We start from the raw sequence: 23289 nt of genomic DNA, 5'->3' as shown, positions 1-23289 counted from the left end.
CCCGACCGGGGCCGCCGCTTCAATGGTGTAACCCTGAAGTATAGCCGCCACGGGCTGCGATCAATGCCCGCGCAGGTCGCGCGGGCGGAAGCCCATCGCCAGCATGGCCACCGCATAGGTCGCGCCGCCGCCGCCGACCAGCAACGCCAGGGCACCGATCCGCTCCCACACACGCATCGCGGAGAAACCCGGCAGCCAGTGCAGCAGGGCCAACAGCACGCCAACCATGGCCGCGCAGGCCAGCACCAGGCGCAGCAGATAGCCGCCCCAGCCTGGCCGGCGCTGGTAGACATCGGTCTTGCCCAGCCAGTACCAGAGCAGGCCCAGGTTCAGGTAACTGGACAGCGCGCTGGCGATGCCCAGTGCCAGGTGCAGGCCCGGCTGCTTGCCGATCGCCGCCATCACGCCCTGCACCTTCAGCGCGTCGGGCACCATCACCTGGTACAGCACGGCCAGGAGGGCGAAGTTGAACACCATGTTGGCCACCAGCGCCGCCACCCCGGCGCGCACCGGGGTCTTGGTGTCCTGGCGGGCGTAGAAGGCCGGCAGCACCACCTTCAGCAGGGCGAATGCCGGCAGGCCGAAGCTCAGGCCGTACACCGACAGCGCGGTCATGCGGGTGTCGAAGGCGCTGAACTGGCCGTGCTGGAAGATGGTCGCGATCAGCGGCTCGGCCAGCAGCAGCAGGCCCAGCATGGCCGGCACCGAGATCAGCAGGGTCATGCGCAGGCCCCAGTCCAGCGAACGCGAGAAGCCCTCGCGGTCGGTGCTGACATGGTGGCGGGCCAGCGCCGGCAGGATCACCGTGCCCAGGGCCACGCCGAACACGCCCAGCGGCAGCTCCAGGAAGCGGTCGGCCAGCGACAGCCAGGACTGCGAGCCGTCGGTCAGCTTGGCCGCGATCACCGTATCCAGCAGCAGGTTGATCTGCGCCACCGAGGAACCAAACAGGGTCGGCACCATCAGCGTCATGACCTTGCGCACGCCCGGGTGGCGCCAGCCCCAGCGCGGCAGGGTCAGCAGGTTGATGCCCTTCAGCGAGGGCAGCTGGAACAGCAACTGCAGGATGCCGGCGGCCAGCACTGCCCAGCCCAGCGCAAGGATCTGCTTTTCCGGCGTGCCGCCCAGCCGCGGTGCCAGCCACAGCGCGCCGGCGATCATGCACAGGTTGAGAATGACCGGGGTCAGCGCCGGCATGGCAAAGCGCTGGAAGCTGTTCAGCGCACCACCGGCCAGTGCGGTCAGCGAGACGAACAGCAGGAACGGGAAGGTCAGGCGGAACAGGTCGACCAGCAGGCCCTGCTTGACCGGGTCGGTATCAACGCCACTGGAGAAGACCGAGGCCAGCTGCGGCGCGAAGATCAGCGCCAGTGCGGTGACCAGCATCAGCACCCCGCCCAGGGTACCGGCGGTGCGGGACATCAGTTCGCGCAGCTCGGCGTGGCTGCGGGTTTCCTTCACTTCCGTGAACACCGGCACGAAAGCGGTGGCAAAAGACCCTTCGGCGAACAACCGGCGCAGGAAATTGGGTACCCTGAAGGCGACCCAGAAAGCATCAGTGATGGCGTTGGTGCCGAACGTGGTGGTCACCACGAAGTCCCGGACAAGTCCGAGAACGCGCGAGACCATGGTCATGCTGCTGAACGACAGCAGGCCCCGCAACAACTTGGGTGAACTCACTCAGCGTCCCTCTTGACAATCGACTTGACGTGCATTTCTTACGCCATCATACTAGCTAGCTTGCTGTTCCCATAACACCGATTTTTTCAGGAAACCACCACCGTGGCCAATATCAAGTCCGCCAAGAAGCGCGCCAAGCAGACCGTCGTGCGCAACGCGCGCAACGTGGCTCAGCGCTCGATGCTGCGCACCGCTGTCAAGAAAGTGATCAAGGCGCTGGACGCCAACGATGCCGCCGGCGCCGAAGCCGCCTTCGCCGTTGCCCAGCCGATCCTGGATCGCTTCAGCGCGCGTGGCCTGATCCACAAGAACAAGGCTGCTCGCCACAAGAGCCGCCTGAACGACCGCATCAAGGCCCTCAAGGCCGCCTGATCCGGCGTTGCCGCCCTACCCTTCGGGGTTGGGCTGCAGACAAAAGCCCGGCCCCGGCCGGGTTTTTTGTTGCCAGCGATCCACGGGGTCCGCGCGATCCGGCAGTGCCGGCCGCTGGCCGGCAACCCCGAGGAATGCCGGCCAGCGGTCGGCACTACCGGGGAACAAAAAAACCCGGCCGAAGCCGGGTTTTTCGCATGGAACCACAACAGCATTACTGCGCGTCGCGGGCTTCCTGCTCTTCTTCCTTCTGGCGATCGAAGAAGGCCATGATCCGGCTCATGATCGGGAAAGTGCCTTCGCGCCCCAGTGCGGAGACCAGGAACCACGGCTCCTTCCAGCCCAGCTCGGCAACGATCTGCTCGGCCGCGGCCTGCGCCTCGTCTTCGAACATCAGGTCGGCCTTGTTCAGCACCAGCCAGCGCGGCTTTTTCAGCAGTTCCGGGTCGTGCTTCTCCAGCTCGCGCTCGATCGCACGCACCTGCTCCACCGGCGAGATGCCGTCCACGCCACCTTCCATCGGCGAGATGTCCACCAGGTGCAGCAGCAGGCGGGTGCGCTGCAGATGGCGCAGGAACTGCGCGCCCAGGCCGGCGCCATCGGCCGCGCCTTCGATCAGGCCCGGAATGTCGGCGATCACGAAGCTGCGGTGGTTCTCCACCTTCACCACGCCCAGGTTCGGGTACAGCGTGGTGAACGGGTAATCAGCCACCTTTGGCGTCGCCGCCGAAACGGCGCGGATCAGGGTGCTCTTGCCGGCGTTGGGGAAGCCCAGCAGGCCGACATCGGCCAGCAGCTTCAGCTCCAGCTTCAGCGTGCGCTCCTCGCCCGGCTCGCCCGGCAACGCCTGGCGCGGCGAGCGGTTGGTCGAGCTCTTGAAGTGCATGTTGCCCAGGCCGCCACGACCGCCCTTGGCCACCAGCAGGCGATCGCCGTGCTGGGTCAGGTCGCCGATGACTTCATCGGTGGCGACGTTGATCACCACGGTGCCGACCGGCACGGTGATGGTCAGATCTTCGCCCCCCTTGCCATAGGCCTGGCGGCCCATGCCGTTCTCGCCGCGCTGCGCCTTGAAGATGCGCTCATGGCGGAAGTCCACCAGGGTGTTCAGGTTTTCGTCGGCGCGGATGTACACGCTGCCGCCCGCACCGCCGTCGCCGCCGTCCGGGCCGCCGAGCGGAATGAACTTCTCGCGACGGAAGCCAATGCAGCCGTTGCCGCCGTTGCCGGCGAACACTTCGATTTCTGCTTCGTCTACCAGTTTCATTGTTTCGATGCCTGCGATGGGCGCGGCCTGCTGGCCGCCACCTTGAATGTCATGCCGGCCGTGGGCCGGCAACCCGGCCCAGCCGGTCTTGCTTCAACTCTAACGAAAAGCCCCGCCGAAGCGGGGCTCTTCATGCAGCACTCCCATGCCGGGGCACGGGTGCCGGCGATGCCTGGATCAGGCGTCGGCCGAGACGATGCTGACGGTGCGACGCTTCTTGGCGCCCTTGACCGAGAACTCCACCTTGCCGTCCACGAGGGCGAACAGGGTGTGGTCACGGCCCAGGCCAACGCCCGAACCCGGGTGGAACTGGGTGCCGCGCTGACGCACGATGATGTTGCCGGCTTCGATGGCCTGGCCGCCGAAGATCTTGACGCCCAGGTACTTCGGGTTGGAGTCGCGACCGTTGCGCGAGGAGCCTACGCCCTTTTTATGTGCCATGACTGCTTCTCCTGATGCTTAGCCGGCGATGCCGGTGATCTCGATTTCGGTGTAGTACTGACGGTGACCCTGACGCTTCATGTGGTGCTTGCGGCGACGGAACTTGATGATCCGGACCTTGTCAGCACGACCCTGGGACAGGACCTTGGCGGTGACGGCAGCGCCCTTCAGCGCATCGCCCAGCTTCACGCCGTCGCTGCCACCCAGCATCAGGATGTTGTCAAACTTGATCTCGCTGCCGACTTCGACTTCGAGCTTTTCAATGCGGAGCTTTTCGCCCTGCGCCACGCGGTATTGCTTACCGCCGGTGACCAGTACTGCGTACATGACCAGGCCTTCCTCTGTAGTTATTGTGGTCTGAGCTGCCGCCATCGAGGGCGGACAGGAGCGGGATTGTACGCAGATCATCGGGCGCGGGTCAAGTCAACCCCTGGAGGGCCTGGAGGCCGGGCCCTGCCGGGCCGCGCCATGCCCGGCTGAACGGTCCGGGGTCCAGGCAGCCGAGCATGGCTCGGCTCTACACAAAGCTGTCGGCCCGTCTCACAAGGTGAGACACCGGGCTGGCATTGTCGCCCATTGCCCCCATCTGGTCACCTCGGTAGGCTGACCGATTGCCGTTCCCTGCTGGCCCGGCACCCAGCCAACGCCCCCACAACCGGATCCCCCATGGCGATGGATTTCATCCGCATCCGCGGCGCGCGGACGCACAACCTGAAGAACCTCGACCTCGACCTGCCCCGCGACAAGCTGATCGTGATCACCGGCCTGTCCGGCTCGGGCAAGTCCTCGCTGGCGTTCGACACCATCTATGCAGAAGGTCAGCGCCGCTATGTCGAGTCGTTGTCGGCCTATGCGCGCCAGTTCCTGAGCGTGATGGAGAAGCCGGACCTGGACCACATCGAGGGCCTGTCCCCGGCGATCTCGATCGAGCAGAAGTCGACCTCGCACAACCCGCGTTCGACGGTCGGCACGATCACCGAGATCTACGACTACCTGCGCCTGCTGTACGCCCGCGTCGGCACCCCGCGCTGCCCGGACCACGGCTACCCGCTGGAAGCGCAGACGGTCAGCCAGATGGTCGACCAGGTGCTGACCCTGGACCCGGAACAGCGCTACATGCTGCTGGCCCCGGTCATCCGCGACCGCAAGGGCGAGCACGCGCAGGTATTCGACCAGCTGCGTGCGCAGGGCTTCGTGCGCGTGCGCGTGGACGGCGAGCTGCATGAGATCGACGCGGTGCCGCCACTGGCGCTGCGCCAGAAGCACACCATCGAGGCGGTGATCGACCGCTTCCGCCCGCGCGAGGACATCAAGCAGCGCCTGGCCGAGAGCTTCGAGACCGCGCTGAAGCTGGGCGACGGCATGGCGTCGGTGCAGAGCCTGGACAACACGGAAACCGCGCCGACCCTGTTCTCCTCCAAATACTCCTGCCCGGTCTGCGATTACTCGCTGCCGGAACTGGAGCCGCGCCTGTTCTCGTTCAACGCACCGATGGGCGCCTGCCCCGGCTGCGATGGCCTGGGCATGGCCGAGTTCTTCGATCCTTCGCGCGTGGTGGTGCACCCCGAGCTGTCGCTGGCCGCCGGTGCGGTGCGCGGCTGGGACCGCCGCAATGCCTACTACTTCCAGCTGATCGCTTCGCTGGCCAAGCACTACCGGTTCGATGTCGACGCGGCCTGGAACTCGCTGCCGGACAAGGTGCAGCAGGCCGTGCTGTACGGCAGCGGCGACGAAGCGATCACCTTCACCTACTTCACCGAAGCCGGTGGCCGCACCCAGCGCAAGCATCGCTTCGAGGGCATCATTCCCAACCTCGAGCGCCGCTACAAGGAAACCGAATCGCCGGCGGTGCGCGAAGAGCTGTCCAAGTACATCAGCGAACAACCCTGCCCGGAATGCCATGGCGCGCGCCTGAACAAGGCTGCACGCAATGTGTTCGTGGCCGACCGCCCGCTGCCGGAGCTGGTGGTGCTGCCGATCGACGAGGCGCTGAAGTTCTTCAGCGAGCTGAGCCTGCCGGGCTGGCGCGGCGAGATCGCCGCGAAGATCGTCAAGGAAATCGGCGAACGCCTCGGCTTCCTGGTCGACGTGGGCCTGGATTACCTGACCCTCGAGCGCAAGGCCGACACCCTGTCCGGTGGCGAGGCGCAGCGCATCCGCCTGGCCAGCCAGATCGGCGCCGGCCTGGTCGGCGTGATGTACGTGCTCGACGAACCATCGATCGGCCTGCACCAGCGCGACAACGAACGCCTGCTTGGCACCCTCACCCGCCTGCGCGACCTCGGCAACACGGTGATCGTGGTCGAGCATGACGAGGACGCGATCCGCCTGGCCGACTACGTGCTGGACATCGGCCCGGGCGCGGGCGTGCATGGCGGCGAGATCGTCGGCCAGGGCACCCTGCAGGACATCCTGGAGGCACCGCGCTCGCTGACCGGCCAGTACCTGTCGGGCAAGCGCGCGATCGAGATCCCGGCGCGCCGGCACAAGCCGAACCCGAAGATGACCCTGCACCTGCGCGGGGCCAGCGGCAACAACCTCAAGGGCGTGGACCTGGCGATTCCGTCGGGCCTGCTGACCTGCGTGACCGGTGTATCCGGCTCCGGCAAGTCGACCCTGATCAACGACACCCTGTTCTCGCTGGCTGCCAACGAGATCAACGGCGCCTCGCACCCGATCGCCCCGTACAAGGAGATCGATGGCCTGGACCTGTTCGACAAGGTGGTGGACATCGACCAGTCGCCGATCGGCCGCACCCCGCGTTCGAACCCGGCCACCTACACCGGCCTGTTCACTCCCCTGCGCGAACTGTTCGCACAGGTGCCCGAAGCGCGTGCACGCGGCTACTCGCCGGGCCGCTTCAGCTTCAACGTGCGTGGTGGCCGCTGCGAGGCCTGCCAGGGCGATGGCCTGATCAAGGTCGAGATGCACTTCCTGCCGGACGTGTACGTGCCGTGCGATGTCTGCCACGGCAAGCGCTACAACCGGGAGACGCTGGAGATCCTGTACAAGGGTTTCAACATCAACGACGTGCTGGAAATGACCGTCGAGGATGCGCTGAAGCTGTTCGAGCCGGTGCCGTCGATCGCACGCAAGCTGGAAACGCTGGTCGACGTCGGCCTGAGCTACATCAAGCTGGGCCAGAGCGCGACCACGCTGTCCGGTGGCGAAGCGCAGCGCGTGAAGCTGTCCAAGGAGCTGTCGCGCCGCGATACCGGCCGCACCCTGTACATCCTCGACGAGCCGACCACCGGCCTGCACTTCCACGACATCGAAGCGCTGCTGGGCGTGCTGCACAAGCTGCGCGACGAAGGCAACACGGTGGTGGTGATCGAGCACAACCTGGACGTGATCAAGACCGCCGACTGGATCGTCGATCTGGGTCCGGAGGGTGGCCACCGCGGCGGCACCATCCTGGTCACCGGCACGCCGGAAGACGTGGCGGCCTGCCCGCAGTCGTATACCGGTCAGTTCCTGGCCCGCATGCTGCCCTCCACCAGCGCGCGCCCCGAGCAGCCGGCCGCCGTGGCCAACAAGCCCGACGCCCGCCCGCCGCGCAAGGTGAAGCCCGAGAAGCCGGCCAAGGTGGCGAAGAAGGCCGTGGCCGCCAAGAGCACCGGCAAGGCCAGCAAGAGCACGTCGAAGAAGAAGGACGCCTGATGAGCAGCGAACACAAGATCCTGGCCCGCATCCCGATCAGCGTGCGCTGGCGTGACATGGACAGCATGGGCCACGTCAACAACGCCAAGTACATTTCCTACCTGGAAGAAGCGCGCGTGCGCTGGATGCTGGGCGTGGACGGCGTGTCGATGACCGACCGCATCGCCCCGGTCGTGGCCGCGACCAACGTCAATTACCGGCTGCCGATCGTGTGGCCCAACGACATCGTGGTCGAATTGTTCGTCGAGCGCCTGGGCAACAGCAGCGTGACCATCGGCCACCGCATCGTCGACCAGCAGGACGCGTCGAAGCTGTATTCCGACGGCAACGTGGTGGTGGTCTGGATGGATACGCAGACCGGCAGGAGCGCGCCGCTGCCTGAGGCGATCCGCAGCGCTTCCACCTGAAGGTAGTGCCGGCCGCTGGCCGGCAACCTCCAGACGCTTCGCGCATGCCGGCCAGCGGCCGGCACTACCGATCCAATTCAAAGGACTGAGATGATCCACCAGACTGAACTGAGCGACCTGCTGCCCGGCATGGTCCCCTTCCCCACCGACGTCTTCCCCGCCGACCAGGCCTGGCTCGGCCAGCACCTGCTGCCGCTGCTGAAGATCGACCTCGGTGTGCTGCGCCCGGAACTGGCCGGCCAGGTGGCGACGATGCTGTGCCCGATCGAGCCGTACGACGGCTGCATCGGCGAAACCACCGAAGAACACCACAACGATTTCACCGGCACCAACTGGATCGCCTTCGAGCTGACCACCGGCAACCAGATGCGCTTCCTCGGCAACGAGGGCTATTTCATCGGCGACGCAGTACAGGACAAGGACGCGCAGGAACACATTGCGCAGATGCGCGACAGCTACGCCAAGGCCCGCCACTACCACGCCACGCATGGCCGCCTCGCCTGCTACTCGCGCTACGGCAAGGGTGAGGCCAGCGAGCGCGATTATCTGGATACGCTGGGGGGACAGATTTCCTGTGGCAACTGGATTGAAACGGCCGATATTCCGGCCGCCTTCACCCTGGAATTCACCGACGCCGCCAACGACCGGCATGCTCCAGATGATGCCGAACTGGCGATCATCCGCCGCGATGGCCACAAGTTCTTCGCCGTCGCCGAAGTCGCCGGCTACAACTGGTGCGCCACCGGCGCCGACGCGATCGTGATGCTGTATGAGCCGGTGAGCCGCACGGTGCTGTTCTCGTACGACTGGTCGTAAGACCCTGCGGTAGCGCCGGCCGCTGGCCGGCATTTCTGTTTGGGATCAGGGCTTGTCGCGCACCAGCGCCTCCGCCTCGACCACACCGCCATCCTTTCCATGCAGGTACAGGTGCATGTCCTGCTGCGGGTACGGGATGTTGATGCCGGCCCTGTCGAAGCCCAGCTTGAGCTGTTCCAGCAGCGTGACCTTGGTGCCGAACCAGTCGGCCGACTTCACGTAGCAGCGGATGCCCAAGTTGATCGCGTGCGCCCCCAACTCGTACACCACCACGTCCGGTGCCGGCGTCTGCAGCACGCGCGGGTCCGCCTTCATCAGCGCCAGCGCGGTGTCGCGTGCCAGCTGGATGCTGTCCTCGTAGCCGATGCCGATCACCAGTTCGACGCGGCGGGTCGGCTCGGCGGTCAGGTTGATGATCGGTGCGGCGGTGATCAGCGTGTTCGGAATGGTGGTGTGCTGGTTGTCGGCACCGGTGATGACGGTCTGGAAAATGCGCACTTCGCGCACCGTGCCGGTCTGTCCGGCAACGGTGACCACGTCGCCGACGCGGAACGGCCGCAGTGTCACCAGCATCACGCCCGAGGCGATGTTGGACAGCGAATCCTTCAGGGCAAGGCCAACGGCCAGGCCGGCGGTGCCGAGCACGGCCAGCAGCGGAGTGATCTGCACGCCCAACGTGCCGATGGCCAGCACCACCACGATCACCAGCGACGCGGCGTACACCACGTTGCGCAGGAAACTGCCCAGCATGGGGTCCACGCCCATGCGCGCTGTGGCGCGCGGCATCGCGTTGGACAGGCGACGCGCCACCCACAGGCCCACCAGCAGCACCACGATGGCGGCCAGTAACGGCACACCGTAGGTTTCCAGCAGGCGCTCCCAGTTGAGCGAGTGGAACCAGGGCGTTGCGGCGGGGGCGGGAGGTGCGGCGGCGATCATGCGGAAGTCCTTTGCTGCGTAGCGATGTCTGCGTGGGGCCGGGCGTGCGTGGACGCCAGAAACAGCAAGCCCCGCAGAGGCGGGGCTTGCGTGCAGCAGCAGTATGGGCGGACGTCGATGAAAGCGACGTCAGCCCATCACGGCATCAGCCGTTGGCCTTCAGCTTGGCCAGGCGCAGCCAGGTGTCGACCACGGTGTCCGGGTTCAGCGACACCGACTCGATGCCTTCCTGCATCAGCCATTCGGCCAGATCCGGGTGATCGGACGGGCCCTGGCCGCAGATGCCAACGTACTTGCCCTTGGCACGTGCCGACTTGATCGCCATCGACAGCAGTTTTTTCACCGCCGGGTTACGTTCGTCGAACAGGTGCGCGACGATCGACGAGTCGCGGTCCAGGCCCAGGCTCAGCTGGGTCAGGTCGTTGGAGCCGATCGAGAAGCCGTCGAAGATTTCCAGGAATTCATCGGCGAGCAGTGCGTTGGACGGCACTTCGCACATCATGATGATCTTCAGGCCGTTCTCGCCCTGCTTCAGGCCGTTCTGTTCCAGCACCTCGATGACCTTGCGGCCTTCTTCCAGGGTGCGCACGAACGGAATCATGACCCACAGGTTGTCCAGGCCCATTTCGTTGCGCACGCGCAGCACGGCCTTGCACTCCAGCGCGAAGGCGGCCGAGAAGCTCGGATCGACGTAACGGCTGGCGCCGCGGAAGCCGATCATCGGGTTCTCTTCGTGCGGCTCGTAGTTGCTGCCGCCGATCAGGTTGGCGTACTCGTTGGACTTGAAGTCCGACAGGCGCACGATCACGGCGTTCGGGGCGACCGAGGCGGTGAGGGTGGCGATGCCTTCGGCCAGGCGGTCGACGTAGAAGCTGACCGGATCACCGTAGCCGGCGATCTTCTCGTCGATCTTCTTCTTGGTAGCGGCGTCCTGGCGGTCGTATTCCAGCAGCGCATTCGGATGGATGCCGATGTGGCTGGCGATGATCATTTCCAGGCGGGCCAGGCCGATGCCGGCGTTCGGCAGCTGGCCGAAGTCGAAGGCACGTTCCGGGTTGGCCACGTTCATCATGATCTTCAGCGGCGCCGGCGGCATGTTGCCCAGATCGGTCGTGGTGCGTTCGAAGCCGAGCTTGCCTTCGTAGATGAAGCCGGTATCGCCTTCAGCGCAGCTGACGGTGACCAGCTGGCCATCCTCGATGACCTGGGTGGCGTTGCCCGAACCGACCACGGCTGGCACGCCCAGCTCGCGCGCGATGATCGCGGCGTGGCAGGTGCGGCCACCGCGGTTGGTGACGATGGCCGAGGCGCGCTTCATCACCGGTTCCCAATCGGGATCGGTCATGTCGGCGATCAGCACGTCGCCCGGCTGCACGCGGTTCATGTCGTCCAGCGTCTTCACCACGCGGGCCACGCCCGAACCGATCTTGGCGCCGACGGCACGGCCCTCGGCCAGCACCTTGCCGCCCTTCTCGGTCAGCGCGAAGCGCTCGATCTGGGTGGCGTGGCTGCGCGACTTCACCGTTTCCGGGCGCGCCTGCACGATGAACAGCTTGCCGCTGACACCGTCCTTGGCCCACTCGATGTCCATCGGGCGGCCGTAGTGCTTTTCGATGACCAGCGCCTGCTTGGCCAGTTCCTGCACGTCCTCGTCGCTGATCGAGAAGGTGGTGCGCAGTTCGGCCGGCGTGTCTTCGATACGGACGCGTTCACCGGGGACATCCGAATACACCATGCGGATCGCCTTGCTGCCGAGCGAGCGGCGCAGGATCGCCGGCTTGCCGGCCTGCAGGGTGGGCTTGTAGACGTAGTATTCGTCCGGATTGACCGCGCCCTGCACGACCATCTCGCCCAGGCCGAACGAGGAGGTGACGAACACCACGTCGCGGAAGCCGGACTCGGTGTCCAGGGTGAACAGCACGCCGGAGGAACCGACGCCCGAACGCACCATCAGCTGCACGCCGGCGGACAGGAACACGTCCTCATGCTTGAAGCCGTGGTGCACGCGGTAGGCGATGGCGCGGTCGTTGTACAGCGAGGCGAACACTTCCTTGACCTTGTGCACGACGTCGTCGGCACCGGTCACGTTGAGGAAGGTTTCCTGCTGTCCGGCGAAGGACGCATCCGGCAGATCCTCGGCGGTGGCAGACGAACGCACGGCCACAGCAACGTCGCCGCCGCCATTCTCGGCGCTCAGCTTGGCGTAGGCGGTGCGGATGTCCTGGTCCAGCTGCGGCTGCAGCGGGGCGTCGATTACCCAGCCGCGGATTTCCTTGCCGGCGGCGGTCAGCGCATTGACGTCCTCGACGTCCAGCGTGGCCAGCCTGTCGAAGATGCGCTTGGACAGGTCGTTGTGCGCGATGAAGTCCTTGAAGGCTTCAGCGGTGGTGGCATAACCGCCCGGCACCGAAACGCCCAGACCGGCCAGGTTGCCGATCATCTCGCCCAGGGACGAATTCTTGCCGCCTACGCGGGCCAGATCGGCCAGACGCAGTTCGTGCAACCACAGGATGTTCTCGTTCAAGCGCGATGCTCCGTTTGGCCATCGCCCGAGGCGGGCTGAGTGGCCGCGTCCGTAGGAAGAAGCCGATATGATGCCGGGCAGAGCACCGTCGGCACAAGCTTGTGCTGGCGGCCTTTTTAAGCTTCGTAGGGGGTAAAAGCGCGCATGTCGACCATCCGTCCGGTGTTCTACGTTTCCGATGGAACCGGTATCACCGCTGAAACCATTGGGCATAGCCTGCTGACCCAGTTCTCCGGATTCAGCTTCATTACCGACCGAATGTCGTTTGTCGACGACCCCGAAAAAGCGCGTGAAGCCTGCGCCCGGATCCAGGCGGCAGGTGAGCGCTACCAGGTCCGGCCGATCGTGGTGAACTCCTGCGTGGACCAGAGCCTGAGCCTGATCCTGGCCGACAGCGGGGCGCTGATGCTGGATGTGTTCGCGCCGTTCATCGAGCCCCTGGAGCGTGAACTGGCCAGCCCGCGCCTGGCCCGGGTCGGCCAGGCCCACGGCATGGTCGATTTCGATACCTACCACCGCCGCATCAACGCGATGAACTTCGCCCTGACCCATGACGATGGCATTGCGGTGAACTACGACGATGCCGACGTGATCCTGGTGGCGGTGTCGCGCGCCGGCAAGACGCCCACCTGCATCTACCTGGCCCTGCATTACGGGGTGCGCGCGGCCAACTACCCGTTGACCGACGAGGACCTGGAAAGCGACCGCCTGCCGCCGCGCCTGCGCAACTACCGACGCAAGCTGTTCGGGTTGACCATCGACCCGGACCGCCTGCAGCAGATCCGCCAGGAGCGCCGCCCGAACTCGCGCTACGCCAACCTGGACACCTGCAAGCGCGAGGTGGCCGCGGCCGAGACCATGTTCCGCATGGAGCGGATTCCGACCCTGAGCACCACGCATACCTCGATCGAGGAGATTTCCAGCAAGGTGCTGGCCACATTGGGGCTGCAGCGCGAGCTGTATTGATCCTTTCCGGCGCGCCTGGCTGCGCCCGTAGAGCCGAGCCCACGCTCGGCTGGGCCAGCGGGTTCTGGCCGAAGCGCAGCCGAGCGTGGTCTCGGCCCTGCAGGGGGATCGTCGTCGTCGGGTTGGCTGTGGCTTGAGGCGCCCCCACGTTGAAGCACCAACGTGTAGGATCGACCCATGGCCCGAGCCTTGCCCCGTACCGAACGCATTCCCCGCCTGAGCCGGCTGAGCTGGCTCATGGGCCTGTACGCGGAGAACTACCGCCATCTGGTGCGCCTGTTCGAACCGGCTGGACTGATGACGGGCAGCTACGTCTCCTCGGTCGGCGATGGCCTGGACGTTCGCCTGGACGTGATCGAGTGCCACCGCTACACGGTGGAACTGCGGCTGACCTACGACCTGGCCGACCCGGTCACTGGCGAGCCTGATCCATCGGCCTATGTTCGCCTGTACCGTGACGCGCGCCAGGCCGAGACCACCCACTGCTACGTCGGCCGCCGCTGGCAGGACACCATGGGGCTGTACCCGCCGCCGGCGGAGCTGATCAGCCACCGCATGCGGATGAACACCTTCCTCGGCAAGTGGCTGGAGTACCTGGCCGAGCGCGGCCACGGCGTGGCCACGCTGCGCCGCGATGCCGATGGCGTCGCGGCGCCCGCCGAACGCCGCCTGTCGCTGGTGCGCTGATCGGCCATAATCCACGGCTCACCTGCCGCTGGATGCTGCCCATGCCGTACACCCCGATCGTCGCCACCCTGGGCTACGTGCTGTCGCCCGATCGTCGCCAGGTGCTGATGATCCATCGCAATACCCGTCCCGGTGACCATCATCTGGGCAAGTACAACGGGCTGGGTGGCAAGATCGAACCGACTGAAGACGTCGCGGCAGGCATGCGTCGCGAGATCGCCGAGGAAGCCGGCGTCGACTGCACCGGCATGCGCCTGCGCGGCACCATCAGCTGGCCGGGATTCGGCAAGCACGGTGAGGACTGGCTGGGCTTCGTGTTCGTCATCGACAGCTTCGAAGGTACCCCGCACGGCGGCAACCACGAAGGTACGCTGGAGTGGGTGGACCTGGACAAGCTGGACACGCTGCCGATGTGGGAAGGCGACCGCAACTTCCTGCCGCTGGTGTTCGACGCCGACCCGCGCCCGTTCCACGGGGTTATGCCGTACAAGGACGGGCGCATGGTCAGTTGGTCCTACAGCCGGCTGTGACCCGGTGAATCGGGGAGGTGCCAACCATTCCGGGGAGTGCCAATCTGGGTTGGCACGCTCTTTTGGTTAATTAATACCCGGGCAATATTGACGGTCATAAATTGCCCGGGCAATATTCGCACATCACCTCTGATGCCATTGCCATGCCTGCGTCCCGACTCCCTCCCTTCAGTTGTTTCGACGGCCATCGCCTCGTTGCCTGCGGCAGCCCGGAAGTGGCGGCACTGGCGCTCAAGCGGCTGCGCGCCGACAACGCTGCCGGACCATTGCTGGTGTTCGACAACGCCACCGGCCGCACCCGCGATTTCGATACGCGCGGCAGTGACGAGGAACTGCTGGCGCGGGTAACCGAAGCGTTTCCCCCCTCTGGCGAGGCGGATGCCGAGATCACTGCCGAAGACGCTGCGGCGACCCCGCGTGGCCGTGGCCGCCCCAAGCTGGGCGTGGTCGCCCGTGAAGTGACCTTGCTGCCGCGCCATTGGGCGTGGCTGGCAGAGCAGCCGGGCGGGGCCTCGGTGGCATTGCGAAAACTGGTGGAGGCGGCCAGCCGCGCCGGTGCGGACAAGGACCGCCGGCGTCGCGATGCCGAGCGCGCGTATCACTTCATGCAGACCATCGCCGGTGACCTGCCGGGCTTCGAGGAGGCCATCCGCGTGCTGTTCGCGCACGACCGTACGGGCCTTGAAGCGGTGCTGCATTCCTGGCCCAGGGATGTGCGCGACCACGCCCTGCGTCTGGCGTTCGACAGCGCTGACGGCTGAACCATCGCGCCGTCGTTGAGCGGCGGCGCCACCTGATCGCGGGCTGCGGCCCGGTCCCCTGTGCTTGCTTTGCTGGTGGAAACGCCGGGCAGGGCAGCGCCTTGCCCAGAGAACCCCATGAACTCCCCTGTACATCCCACGCCCCTGGTCGCGCCGCCTCTGTGGCGCACCTACCTGGCCCTGCTGCTGCCGATGCTGCTGACCAATGCGCTGCAACTGGCCGCAGGCACGCTGGACAACATCTACCTCGGCCATCTGCTCGGTACCCAGGCGGTGGCCGTGGCCGCTGCGTTCTTCCCGGTCTTCTTCCTGCTGCTGGCTCTGGTGATGGGCCTGGCGACCGGCGCGATGGTGCTGATCGGGCACGCCTGGGGCGCGGGTCGGCCGCAGCAGGTGCGCGCGGTGGCTGGCAGTGCGGTGGCGCTGATCCTTGTGCTGTCGGTGCTGGTGATGGCTCTGGGGAGCGGTTTCGCACCACAGCTTCTGATGTCACTGGGTACACCGGCACCGATCCTCGGTGAGTCCATCGTCTACGCGCGCGTGCTGCTGCTGGCGGCGCCGGCGTTCTTCCTCCTGTGGCTGGCCACTGCCGTGAGCCGCGCGGTAGGCGATGCGAAGACGCCGCTGCATGCGCTGCTGCTGGCCACGGCGGTGGGCCTGCTGTGTACGCCGCTGCTGATTCTGGGCTGGGCCGGCCTGCCGCGGCTGGGATCGGCCAGTGCGGCGGTGTCGGCGGCGTTTGCCTCGCTGTTGGCCCTGGGCTGGCTGTTGTTGCGTTGGCATCGGGCAGGACATCCCTTGGCACCGGGCCCTGAGTTGTTGCATGCCATTCGTTTCGATGGCGCGATCATCCGATCGATGCTCCGCATCGGCATACCCTCCTCGCTGCAGATGCTCAGCCTGGCCGTCGCCGAAATCGTGTTGCTGGGCTGGATCAACCGTTACGGCTACACCGCTACGGCCGCCTACGGTGCGGTCAACCAGCTGATGAACTGGGTGCAGTTGCCGGCAATGTCGTTGGGGATCACCGCCACCATCCTCGCGGCGCATGCGATGGGCGCCGGGCGTACAGCACGGCTGCCGGCCATCGCCCGGACGGGTGTGCTGGTGGCGCTGGCGACGCTGAGCGTGGTGGTGGTGCTGGTTGTGGCGCTGGCGCCCGGGCTGACCGGGCTGATCCTGGCGGCAGCCGACGTGCGCGAGCTGGCTGCGTTGCAGCTGCGCACTGTGGTGTGGGGCGTGCTGGCGATGGGAATCAGCGCGGTGCTTGTCGGGGTGATGCGCGGCAGCGGCACGGTATGGTTGCCAGCGTTGCTGGGTATGGCAGCGGTGCTGCTGGTGGAACTGCCGCTGGCGATGTGGATGCAGGCGCAGCACGGGCTGGCCGGCGTGTGGTGGGCGTGGCCGCTGGGGTTGCTGGCCATGCTGGTGATGCAGGTGATGTGTTTCGCGCGGTGGCGGCGGGTGCAGGCTGGGTAGTGCCGGCCGCTGGCCGGCACTCCGGAATGGTAGGGCAGCCGGCCAGCGGCCGGCTCTACCGCTTCATGGCCGCTGCGCCAGCAGCAGGTGGAAGCATCCGGCATCATCATCGCCCGTCACCGCGAATTGGACGTGGCGGCGGCGGGCCCGCCGGTGACCATAGCGCCGACCTCGCGGCTTGGGAAGTAGGGAAACCCCGCGTCAGGGTGATGAGGAAATGTCCACCGTCGCAGTCGGTGAGATCTGGTTGTCCACAGGGGGTGTGGATTACGCGTGGGCAACTTTGTGGATAAGCCGCGACATGCGCCACCCCCCTAGGCTGTCAAGATGGGTGGCGAAAAATTCACCGCCGGTGAGGGCGGGTGAGCGGGCGGTGAAGGGTGGGCCCCGTCAGCGCTGTCACCAGCGACGGCGCTCGCGGTAACCTGTGGGCCTTGATGCTCCGTGAGTCCCCATGAAACGTCACTTCTCGATGCTGCGCGAATTCCAGCTGGCCGACTGGTTCACCCTGGCCAATGCTTTCTGCGGCACCGGTGCGGTATTTGCCGCCATGCGCTTCCTGCAGGACGGCGAGCGCGGCTACCTGCTGTTTGGCATGGCGCTGATCCCGTTGGCCTTCATCTTCGACGCCCTTGATGGGCGCATCGCGCGCTGGCGCAAGTCCAGCTCCACCCTCGGCCGCGAGCTGGACTCGCTGTCCGACGTGATCTCCTTCGGGGTGGCCCCAGCGGCGCTGGCCTATGCCTGCGGCATGCAGGGTGGCTGGGACTGGCTGGTGCTGAGCTACTTCGTCTGCTGCGGCGTCAGCCGCTTGGCACGCTACAACGTCACTGCCGAGGCAATGACCGGCGATGAGGGCAAGGTCACGTATTTCGAGGGCACCCCGATCCCGACCAGCCTGGTGCTGGTGATCGTACTGGCGATCGCCGCCGGCACCGATGCCATCGGCCAGAACATCTGGTTCGGCCAGTGGCAGATCGGACCGTGGCAGCTGCACCCGATGGTGCTGTTGTTCGCCCTGTCCGGGTCGCTGATGATCAGCAAGACCCTGCGTATCCCCAAGCCATGAGCCAGCCCTGCGGAGGCCTGCGATGACCAGCTCGGCCCACGATGCCGGCAGCAGCGATTTCGAGACGCTGGCCCGGCAGTACTTCGGCGCCTGGGGTGATGCTCTGCGCCATGCGGGCGCGCCCGCTGCACCTGCCGGTGACGACCCCGGCAGCTGGCAACGGTTGTTTGACTGGTGGGGCCAATTGCTGCCCGAACAGGCGCCCGGCGCGCCGGAAGATGCCATGCGCCGGTTCCGCGAACAGGCGGGCAGCTGGTACGGCACCATGCAGGAGGTCGCCGCTCGGTTTGCCGGCCGCGACGCCAGCAGTGCCGACGTGGCCCAGGCCTGGCGTGAGGCGGTGCAGGGGCAGGGCGACGGCATGCTGCAATGGATGCTGCAGGGTGCCCGCGGCAGCACCCACGCCGGTGCCGCAGTACCTGAATTCGCCGCATGGCTGCAGCAGTTCCAGCTGCAGGCGGGCCCGTGGCTGCAGAGCCCGGCATTCGGCCCCGGCCGCGAGCACCAGGCGCGCTGGCAGGCCCTGCTGCGTGCGCAGGAAGAATACCAGCAGCATTCGCGCGCCTATGTCGACCAGATCAAGCGGGCATTGGACGAGGCATTTGCGCTGTTCGAGCAGCGCCTGGCCGAGCACGAACAGCCGGGCAGCCAGCTGACCAGCGCCCGCGCGATGTTCGACCTGTGGATCGAAGTGGCCGAGGAGGCCTACGCCAAGGTCGCCATGTCCGAACCGTTCCAGCAGGTGTACGCCTCGCTGGGCAACGCGCAGATGCGTCTGCGCGCCGGCCTGCAGCGCGAGGTGGAACAGATGAGTGAACGTATCGGCCTGCCGACCCGCAGCGAGATGGATGCCGCACACCGCCGCATCGCCGAGCTGGAGCGCAGCCTGCGCCGGCTGCAGGCACAAGTGGCGGTGCTGGCTGGAACCGCTGCGGTCGATCCGGTGGCGCAGCCGACGCCGGCGAAGGTGAAGCCAGCCGCCCGCAAGGCCGCGAAGAGGGCCGCGCCGGCAAAGAAGGCGGCTGCCAAAAAGTCCGAATCTCGCACCACCTCACGGGCACGTGACCGATGAAGGGACCGCTGGGCTTCAACGCCGATGACCTGATGCAGGAGACCCTGGCCATGCAGCGCAAGCTGATGGAGGGGCTGAAGCTGCTGCCGCAGGTGGAAGACGTTGACTATGGCGTGACCGCCCGCGAGGAAGTGTGGCGCGACGGCAAGGTGGTGCTCTACCGCTTCGTCGGCGAACAGGCGCCGACCCGGCGCACGCCGCTGCTGATCGTCTACGCGCTGGTCAACCGGCCGTACATGGTCGACCTGCAGGCCGACCGCTCGCTGGTGCAGAAGTTGTTGGCGCTTGGGCAGGATGTGTACGTGCTGGACTGGGGCTACCCGGATCGCTCGGAGCGCTTCCAGACGCTGGAGGACTATCTGCTGCGCTATATCGATGGTGCGGTGGATGCACTGCGCGTGCGCAGTGGCGGCCCGATCGACCTGCTCGGCATCTGCCAGGGCGGTGTGTTCGCGCTGTGCTATGCCGCGCTGCGCCGGGAGAAGCTGGGCAAGCTGATCACCATGGTCACCCCGGTCGATTTCCAGACGGCCGACAACATGCTCTCGCACTGGGCGCGGCAGGTGGACGTGGATCTGCTGGTGGATACGCTGGGCAACATACCGGCTGACCTGATGAATGCCAGCTACCTGATGCTCAAGCCATTCCGCCTGAACGTGCAGAAGTACGTCGGTCTGCTCGATATCCTCGACGACAAGGCGGCGCTGGAGGATTTCCTGCGCATGGAAAAATGGATCTTCGATTCGCCGGACCTGGCGGGCGAGGCGTTCCGTGACTTCATCAAGCAGTTCTACCAGGGCAACGGCCTGGTGAACGGTACGGTGCGGATCGGCGAGGAAGCCGTGGATCTGTCGCAGGTGACCTTGCCGGTGCTGAACATCTATGCCGAGCAGGACCATCTGGTACCGCCGGACGCCTCGCGCGCGATGCGTGGGCGCCTGGGCACGGACGACTACACCGAGTCCAGTTTCCGCGGTGGCCACATTGGTATCTATGTGTCCGGCCGCGCCCAGCGCGAAGTGCCGGCCACGATCGATGGCTGGTTGACGGCGCGTGACCTGTAGAGTCGAGCCATGCTCGATTGACCTGGGGGGATGATGACGTACCGGATTTCGTTGATTCTTGCGGCACTGCTGGCAGCACAATTTGCCCACGCCGCACCCAGTGCCGATGCACGCCGGGAGATCGCCCAGCTGATTTCCAGCCTGGACGGCTCGCAGTGCCGTTTCCAGCGCAATGGCAGCTGGTACGACGGCGGCGATGCGCGCGCTCATCTGCAGCGCAAGTACGACTACCTGCTGAAGAAGGACATGGTGGACAGCGCCGAGCAGTTCATCGAGCGCGCCGCCAGCCAGAGCAGCATGAGCGGGAAGCCTTACCGCATCCAGTGCCCGGGGCAGCCTGAACAGACCGCGGCCGCCTGGTTCGGTGCGCGCCTGCAGGCGCTGCGTCTCCGCACGCCGTAGACACGGAGGCGGTGTAGAGTCGCGGCGTGCTCGACTGATTCTGCCCGCAAGCCGAGGAGACACCGCCGTGAACACCACGCCCAAGACGCTGTCGCGTTCATTGAACGACCGCATGATTGCCGGCGTGATGGGCGGCATTGCCCATCGCTTCGGCTGGAACCCCACCCTGCTGCGGATCGTGTTCGTGCTGGTATCGATCGGCTCGGCCGCCTTCCCCGGCATTCTGATCTACCTGATCCTGTGGCTGCTGATTCCGAACGAGGCGGATTGAACACCGCCGCTCGATCCTGGCCGCTCTGGCTGCGCGCGCTGCAGATGCTGGGCGCCGCATGGACGCTGCCCAACACACTGATCGGCCTGATCGGCGGCTTGGCCGGCATGCTTGGCGGCGCGACGCTGCGATGGAGCGGGCGGGACTGCGCCGTGGTGTTCGATCACTGGCCGTGGGGGCCGGGCGGTGCGATCACCCTGGGCAACGTGATCCTGCATACCGGCCATGACCTCGGCATCTGTTGCCGGACCTATGCGCATCAGGCGGGGTGGGGCGTGGAGCCGCTGATCCGGCTGGACGACCACGAGCGCGCGCACGTTTACCAGTACATGGTGCTGGGGCCGTTGTACCTGCCGGTGTACCTGCTGTGTGGTGGGGTGAGTGCACGCAATCCGTTCGAACGCGCGGCCGATCATTTCGCCCGGTTCGGGCGTGGTTGGTGGCCGTAGTTTCCAGCCAACGGCGCGGCCCCTCGTGGGTAGTGATGCCTGGTTGTCAAATGCAAAACCCTCGCGCTGGTCGGTCGGGTTGGGTTCGCGGGGGACGCCGTGAACCCGTCCTGAAGTGACCCCCGAGACTTGGACGGTGGGGTCAGGCGGCTGCTTGGGCCTGTTCCCGGTACTTTACCGGGCTTAGCCCCTTCAATTTCAATCTGATTCGCTCTTGGTTGTAGTACTTGATGTACTCCACCAGCCCGGCCTCCAGGCTTTCGATGCTGTCAAAGCTGTTCAGGTAGAAGAACTCCGACTTCAGCGTCCCGAAGAAGCTTTCCATTGCCGCATTGTCCAAGCAGTTGCCACGTCGGGACATGCTTTGCTTCAACGAGTGCTTTTCCAGCATGTGCCGGTAGTTCTCATGCTGGTACTGCCAGCCCTGGTCGGAGTGGATCATTGGCCGCTCATCCGGCGAAAGCTTCTTGATGGCCTCCTCCAGCATCTGACCTACCAGATCGAACACAGGCTGGCGCTTGATCTGATAAGCCACGATTTCACCGTTGTAGAGGTCCATGATCGGCGACAGGTACAGCTTCATGCCTTGCACCTTGAACTCGGTGACGTCAGTCACCCACTTCTGGTTGGGCCGCTCGGCATGGAACTGGCGATTGAGGTCATTGCCAACCACAACATTGGCGGCCCCTTTGAAGGACCGGTAGCGCTTCACGCGTACCCGTGATTTCAGGCCCATCTCCCCCATCAGGCGCTGTACCCGCTTGTGATTGGTCCGATGGCCCTGATTGGCCAGTTCCAGCGTCACCGTGCGATACCCATAGCGCCCTTGGCTTTGATCGTAGATTGCCCGGATGCGCTCGCACAGGGCTGCCTCATCCTGATCCGGATGGGCCAGGACATGGTTCTGGTAATAGAACGTACTGCGTGACAGCTCTGCCGCTTCGAGCAGAAGCGACAGCGGATGAACCTGCCTCAATCCTTGGATGGCTTGCGCTTTGCGTCCTGCGCCGCCTGCTCTTCCCGGATCAAGGCATCGAGTTTTTTTAGGTAGTCGGTCTCCGCACGCAGATAGGCAACTTCCTTGAGCAGCTCATCGCGGCTCATTTCCTCAGGTGGCTTGGACGAACGGGTCTTTTTCATCGGCTTTCGGGGCGGCGGCGGAGGTGGTGCCAGCGCTTGGGCACCGCCTTGAGCATACAGGCGACGCCACCGACCCACCGCGCCGGCATCGCCAATTTGAAAGTAAGTGGTGGCCTCCCGCCCGGACATGCCGTCCTGGCCCATCTTCTTCAGGACAGCCAGCTTGAATGCGAGGTCATAGGACTGGGACTGGCGATGAAATCCCCGCCAACCATGCAGCCGATAGGTCGCCACCCAGCGCCTGACCGTGGAGAACTCCAGGCCGTAGCGACGAGCAACGGCTTTGACCGATGTGGAGGTCTTGCAGGCCTGTTTGGCGACCTGCAGTTTGAAACGCGCGTCGTATCTGTTCATGTATCCCTCGGGGTCGGATCTGATGTCCAACTCCCGGGGGTCACTTCATCCATGGGGGCTTGGCCGCGGCATCCATGCCGCGGACACCCCGCCCTACCCACCCTCCCGGCCGCTGACAGATTCCTGGTGCCTGCCGCCACCCACGGAGAAGAAAAAAGAAGATCAAAAGCAAAAGCAGCTTGGCCGGCTGCTTTTTGTAGAGCCGAGCCCACGCTCGGCTGCTTCCTGGCCCTGTCGCGAAGCCGAGCGCAGGCTCGGCTCTACACGAGCAAGCGCAGCGCGCGACCCGCTTCTGCTGTTCTTTTTCTTTTCCGTGGGTGGTGCAGGCCACAGCCATCTGTCAGAGGGCGGTCGGGTTGGGTTCGCGGGGGTGTCCGCGGCATGGATGCCGCGGCCAAGCCCCCATGGATGGGTTCACGGCGTCCCCGGCCTACCCACCCTCCCGGCCAGCCCACAGGAAACCGGCTTTCCGCGACCAACCAAACCACCCACGAGGGGCTGCGCCGTTGGCGGGAATCCCCGCGATTCGTTAGCCGGAAGTTAAAGATCCGTAAGCATTCTGCTGCGATCCCGCAGTCATCTGCATGCAACCGATCGTCATTAGCCTTCGTGACGTTCCAGTCAGGTTCGACGCGGTAAGCTCTCCCTCGATGAGCTCGCAGCATCGCTCATCGAACGCAGTACGCAGTAGCAATTTGGAGGAAGACATCACATGGCAATCGTTCTTTATGTCGGTGGTAGCAAGGATGGCGAGAAGGGCGTGGTGCCCTACGGCTTCAGCAAATCCCGCGCCGACACCGCGCTGGGGCCGGAGTTCTACACGGAGCGGTTCATGGAACTGCAGGGTGTCGGCAAGGTCCGCCTGATGGCCCTGGAAGGCATGCGTGACGACATCGTCATGCAGCGCGCCGCCCGCCACTACCGCTGACCGTCGCAACA

General features: G+C 65.7%; 23 protein-coding genes. 16 read left to right on the top strand and 7 right to left on the bottom strand.

Annotated elements, in window-relative coordinates; translation table 11 throughout:
• Window positions 1-60: 60 nt before the first annotated feature.
• A complete protein-coding gene (murJ, locus tag ROV93_RS00350) occupies window positions 61-1665 on the bottom strand; it encodes a murein biosynthesis integral membrane protein MurJ (protein WP_111201651.1) in 1605 nt (534 codons plus the stop codon).
• A gap of 117 nt (window positions 1666-1782) precedes the next feature.
• Here murJ and rpsT point away from each other — a divergent pair, with 117 nt between their 5' ends.
• On the top strand, window positions 1783-2052 hold the full coding sequence (gene rpsT, locus ROV93_RS00345) for a 30S ribosomal protein S20 (protein WP_005408560.1): 270 nt from the start codon (window positions 1783-1785) through the stop codon (window positions 2050-2052).
• A 214-nt stretch (window positions 2053-2266) separates the two neighbouring features.
• Here rpsT and cgtA read toward each other — a convergent pair whose 3' ends face one another.
• The 3 genes from cgtA to rplU form a co-directional block, all read right to left on the bottom strand.
• A complete protein-coding gene (gene cgtA / locus ROV93_RS00340; protein ID WP_065196548.1) occupies window positions 2267-3319 on the bottom strand; it encodes an Obg family GTPase CgtA in 1053 nt (350 codons plus the stop codon).
• A gap of 177 nt (window positions 3320-3496) precedes the next feature.
• Window positions 3497-3760 carry a 50S ribosomal protein L27 gene (rpmA, locus tag ROV93_RS00335; RefSeq protein WP_005415704.1) on the bottom strand — a complete coding sequence of 88 codons (264 nt, stop codon included), beginning with the start codon at window positions 3758-3760 and terminating at the stop codon, window positions 3497-3499.
• 18 nt (window positions 3761-3778) lie between these two features.
• The gene (rplU, locus tag ROV93_RS00330) at window positions 3779-4087 is read right to left on the bottom strand and encodes a 50S ribosomal protein L21 (protein WP_312538363.1); all 309 of its coding nucleotides are present in this window, start codon (window positions 4085-4087) and stop codon (window positions 3779-3781) included.
• A 339-nt stretch (window positions 4088-4426) separates the two neighbouring features.
• On the opposite strand from rplU, the gene uvrA reads away from it, so the two are divergent.
• The 3 genes from uvrA (at window position 4427) to ROV93_RS00315 (ending at window position 8643) form a co-directional block, all read left to right on the top strand.
• On the top strand, window positions 4427-7420 hold the full coding sequence (uvrA, locus tag ROV93_RS00325; protein ID WP_061480766.1) for an excinuclease ABC subunit UvrA: 2994 nt from the start codon (window positions 4427-4429) through the stop codon (window positions 7418-7420).
• Window positions 7420-7827 carry a thioesterase family protein gene (locus ROV93_RS00320; protein ID WP_061480767.1) on the top strand — a complete coding sequence of 136 codons (408 nt, stop codon included), beginning with the start codon at window positions 7420-7422 and terminating at the stop codon, window positions 7825-7827. Before uvrA ends, ROV93_RS00320 begins: the two co-directional genes overlap by 1 nt.
• Before the next feature lie 90 nt (window positions 7828-7917).
• A complete protein-coding gene (locus ROV93_RS00315) occupies window positions 7918-8643 on the top strand; it encodes an enolase (protein ID WP_088496139.1) in 726 nt (241 codons plus the stop codon).
• Window positions 8644-8688: 45 nt separating this feature from the next.
• Here ROV93_RS00315 and ROV93_RS00310 read toward each other — a convergent pair whose 3' ends face one another.
• Window positions 8689-9582 (bottom strand): mechanosensitive ion channel domain-containing protein, encoded by an 894-nt coding sequence (locus ROV93_RS00310; protein ID WP_072168080.1) that lies wholly within the window; start codon window positions 9580-9582, stop codon window positions 8689-8691.
• A gap of 145 nt (window positions 9583-9727) precedes the next feature.
• On the bottom strand, window positions 9728-12106 hold the full coding sequence (ppsA, locus tag ROV93_RS00305; RefSeq protein ID WP_053499806.1) for a phosphoenolpyruvate synthase: 2379 nt from the start codon (window positions 12104-12106) through the stop codon (window positions 9728-9730).
• Between the two features lie 144 nt (window positions 12107-12250).
• Here ppsA and ROV93_RS00300 point away from each other — a divergent pair, with 144 nt between their 5' ends.
• The 11 genes from ROV93_RS00300 (at window position 12251) to ROV93_RS00250 (ending at window position 20856) form a co-directional block, all read left to right on the top strand.
• Window positions 12251-13072, top strand: a complete 822-nt coding sequence (locus ROV93_RS00300; protein WP_005417170.1) for a pyruvate, water dikinase regulatory protein — start codon at window positions 12251-12253, stop codon at window positions 13070-13072.
• Between the two features lie 177 nt (window positions 13073-13249).
• On the top strand, window positions 13250-13759 hold the full coding sequence (locus ROV93_RS00295; protein ID WP_134730765.1) for a DUF1249 domain-containing protein: 510 nt from the start codon (window positions 13250-13252) through the stop codon (window positions 13757-13759).
• Window positions 13760-13800: 41 nt separating this feature from the next.
• A complete protein-coding gene (locus ROV93_RS00290; protein WP_072168079.1) occupies window positions 13801-14289 on the top strand; it encodes an 8-oxo-dGTP diphosphatase in 489 nt (162 codons plus the stop codon).
• Window positions 14290-14432: 143 nt separating this feature from the next.
• Complete coding sequence (locus tag ROV93_RS00285) at window positions 14433-15050, top strand: DUF2239 family protein (protein WP_072168078.1); 618 nt, start codon at window positions 14433-14435, stop codon at window positions 15048-15050.
• A gap of 117 nt (window positions 15051-15167) precedes the next feature.
• On the top strand, window positions 15168-16529 hold the full coding sequence (locus tag ROV93_RS00280) for an MATE family efflux transporter (protein WP_072168077.1): 1362 nt from the start codon (window positions 15168-15170) through the stop codon (window positions 16527-16529).
• A gap of 454 nt (window positions 16530-16983) precedes the next feature.
• On the top strand, window positions 16984-17598 hold the full coding sequence (locus ROV93_RS00275) for a phosphatidylcholine/phosphatidylserine synthase (RefSeq protein WP_019660264.1): 615 nt from the start codon (window positions 16984-16986) through the stop codon (window positions 17596-17598).
• A 22-nt stretch (window positions 17599-17620) separates the two neighbouring features.
• Window positions 17621-18670, top strand: coding sequence for a class III poly(R)-hydroxyalkanoic acid synthase subunit PhaE (gene phaE / locus ROV93_RS00270; RefSeq protein ID WP_072168076.1), 1050 nt, complete (start codon window positions 17621-17623; stop codon window positions 18668-18670).
• A complete protein-coding gene (gene phaC / locus ROV93_RS00265; protein ID WP_072168075.1) occupies window positions 18667-19734 on the top strand; it encodes a class III poly(R)-hydroxyalkanoic acid synthase subunit PhaC in 1068 nt (355 codons plus the stop codon). The genes phaE and phaC overlap by 4 nt, the downstream gene beginning before the upstream one ends.
• A 33-nt stretch (window positions 19735-19767) precedes the next feature.
• On the top strand, window positions 19768-20136 hold the full coding sequence (locus ROV93_RS00260) for a YfeK family protein (protein ID WP_032954276.1): 369 nt from the start codon (window positions 19768-19770) through the stop codon (window positions 20134-20136).
• A gap of 67 nt (window positions 20137-20203) precedes the next feature.
• Window positions 20204-20407, top strand: a complete 204-nt coding sequence (locus ROV93_RS00255) for a PspC domain-containing protein (protein WP_072168074.1) — start codon at window positions 20204-20206, stop codon at window positions 20405-20407.
• Between the two features lie 44 nt (window positions 20408-20451).
• Window positions 20452-20856 (top strand): hypothetical protein, encoded by a 405-nt coding sequence (locus ROV93_RS00250; RefSeq protein WP_088123871.1) that lies wholly within the window; start codon window positions 20452-20454, stop codon window positions 20854-20856.
• Window positions 20857-20998: 142 nt separating this feature from the next.
• Here ROV93_RS00250 and ROV93_RS00245 read toward each other — a convergent pair.
• Window positions 20999-22350 (bottom strand): IS3 family transposase gene (locus ROV93_RS00245; protein ID WP_312538352.1). Its coding sequence is split into 2 segments (ribosomal slippage): window positions 20999-21903 and window positions 21903-22350, totalling 1353 coding nucleotides; the frame shifts between segments, so codons are not numbered across the junction.
• A gap of 712 nt (window positions 22351-23062) precedes the next feature.
• Between ROV93_RS00245 and ROV93_RS00240 the strand changes: the two genes are divergently transcribed.
• A complete protein-coding gene (locus ROV93_RS00240; RefSeq protein ID WP_005417149.1) occupies window positions 23063-23278 on the top strand; it encodes a hypothetical protein in 216 nt (71 codons plus the stop codon).
• Window positions 23279-23289 lie beyond the last annotated feature (11 nt).

Source organism: Stenotrophomonas maltophilia group sp. msm4, assembly GCF_032025605.1.
GTDB classification, from domain to species: Bacteria; Pseudomonadota; Gammaproteobacteria; order Xanthomonadales; family Xanthomonadaceae; genus Stenotrophomonas; species Stenotrophomonas sepilia.
This window is presented reverse-complemented; position numbering and strand designations above follow the sequence as displayed.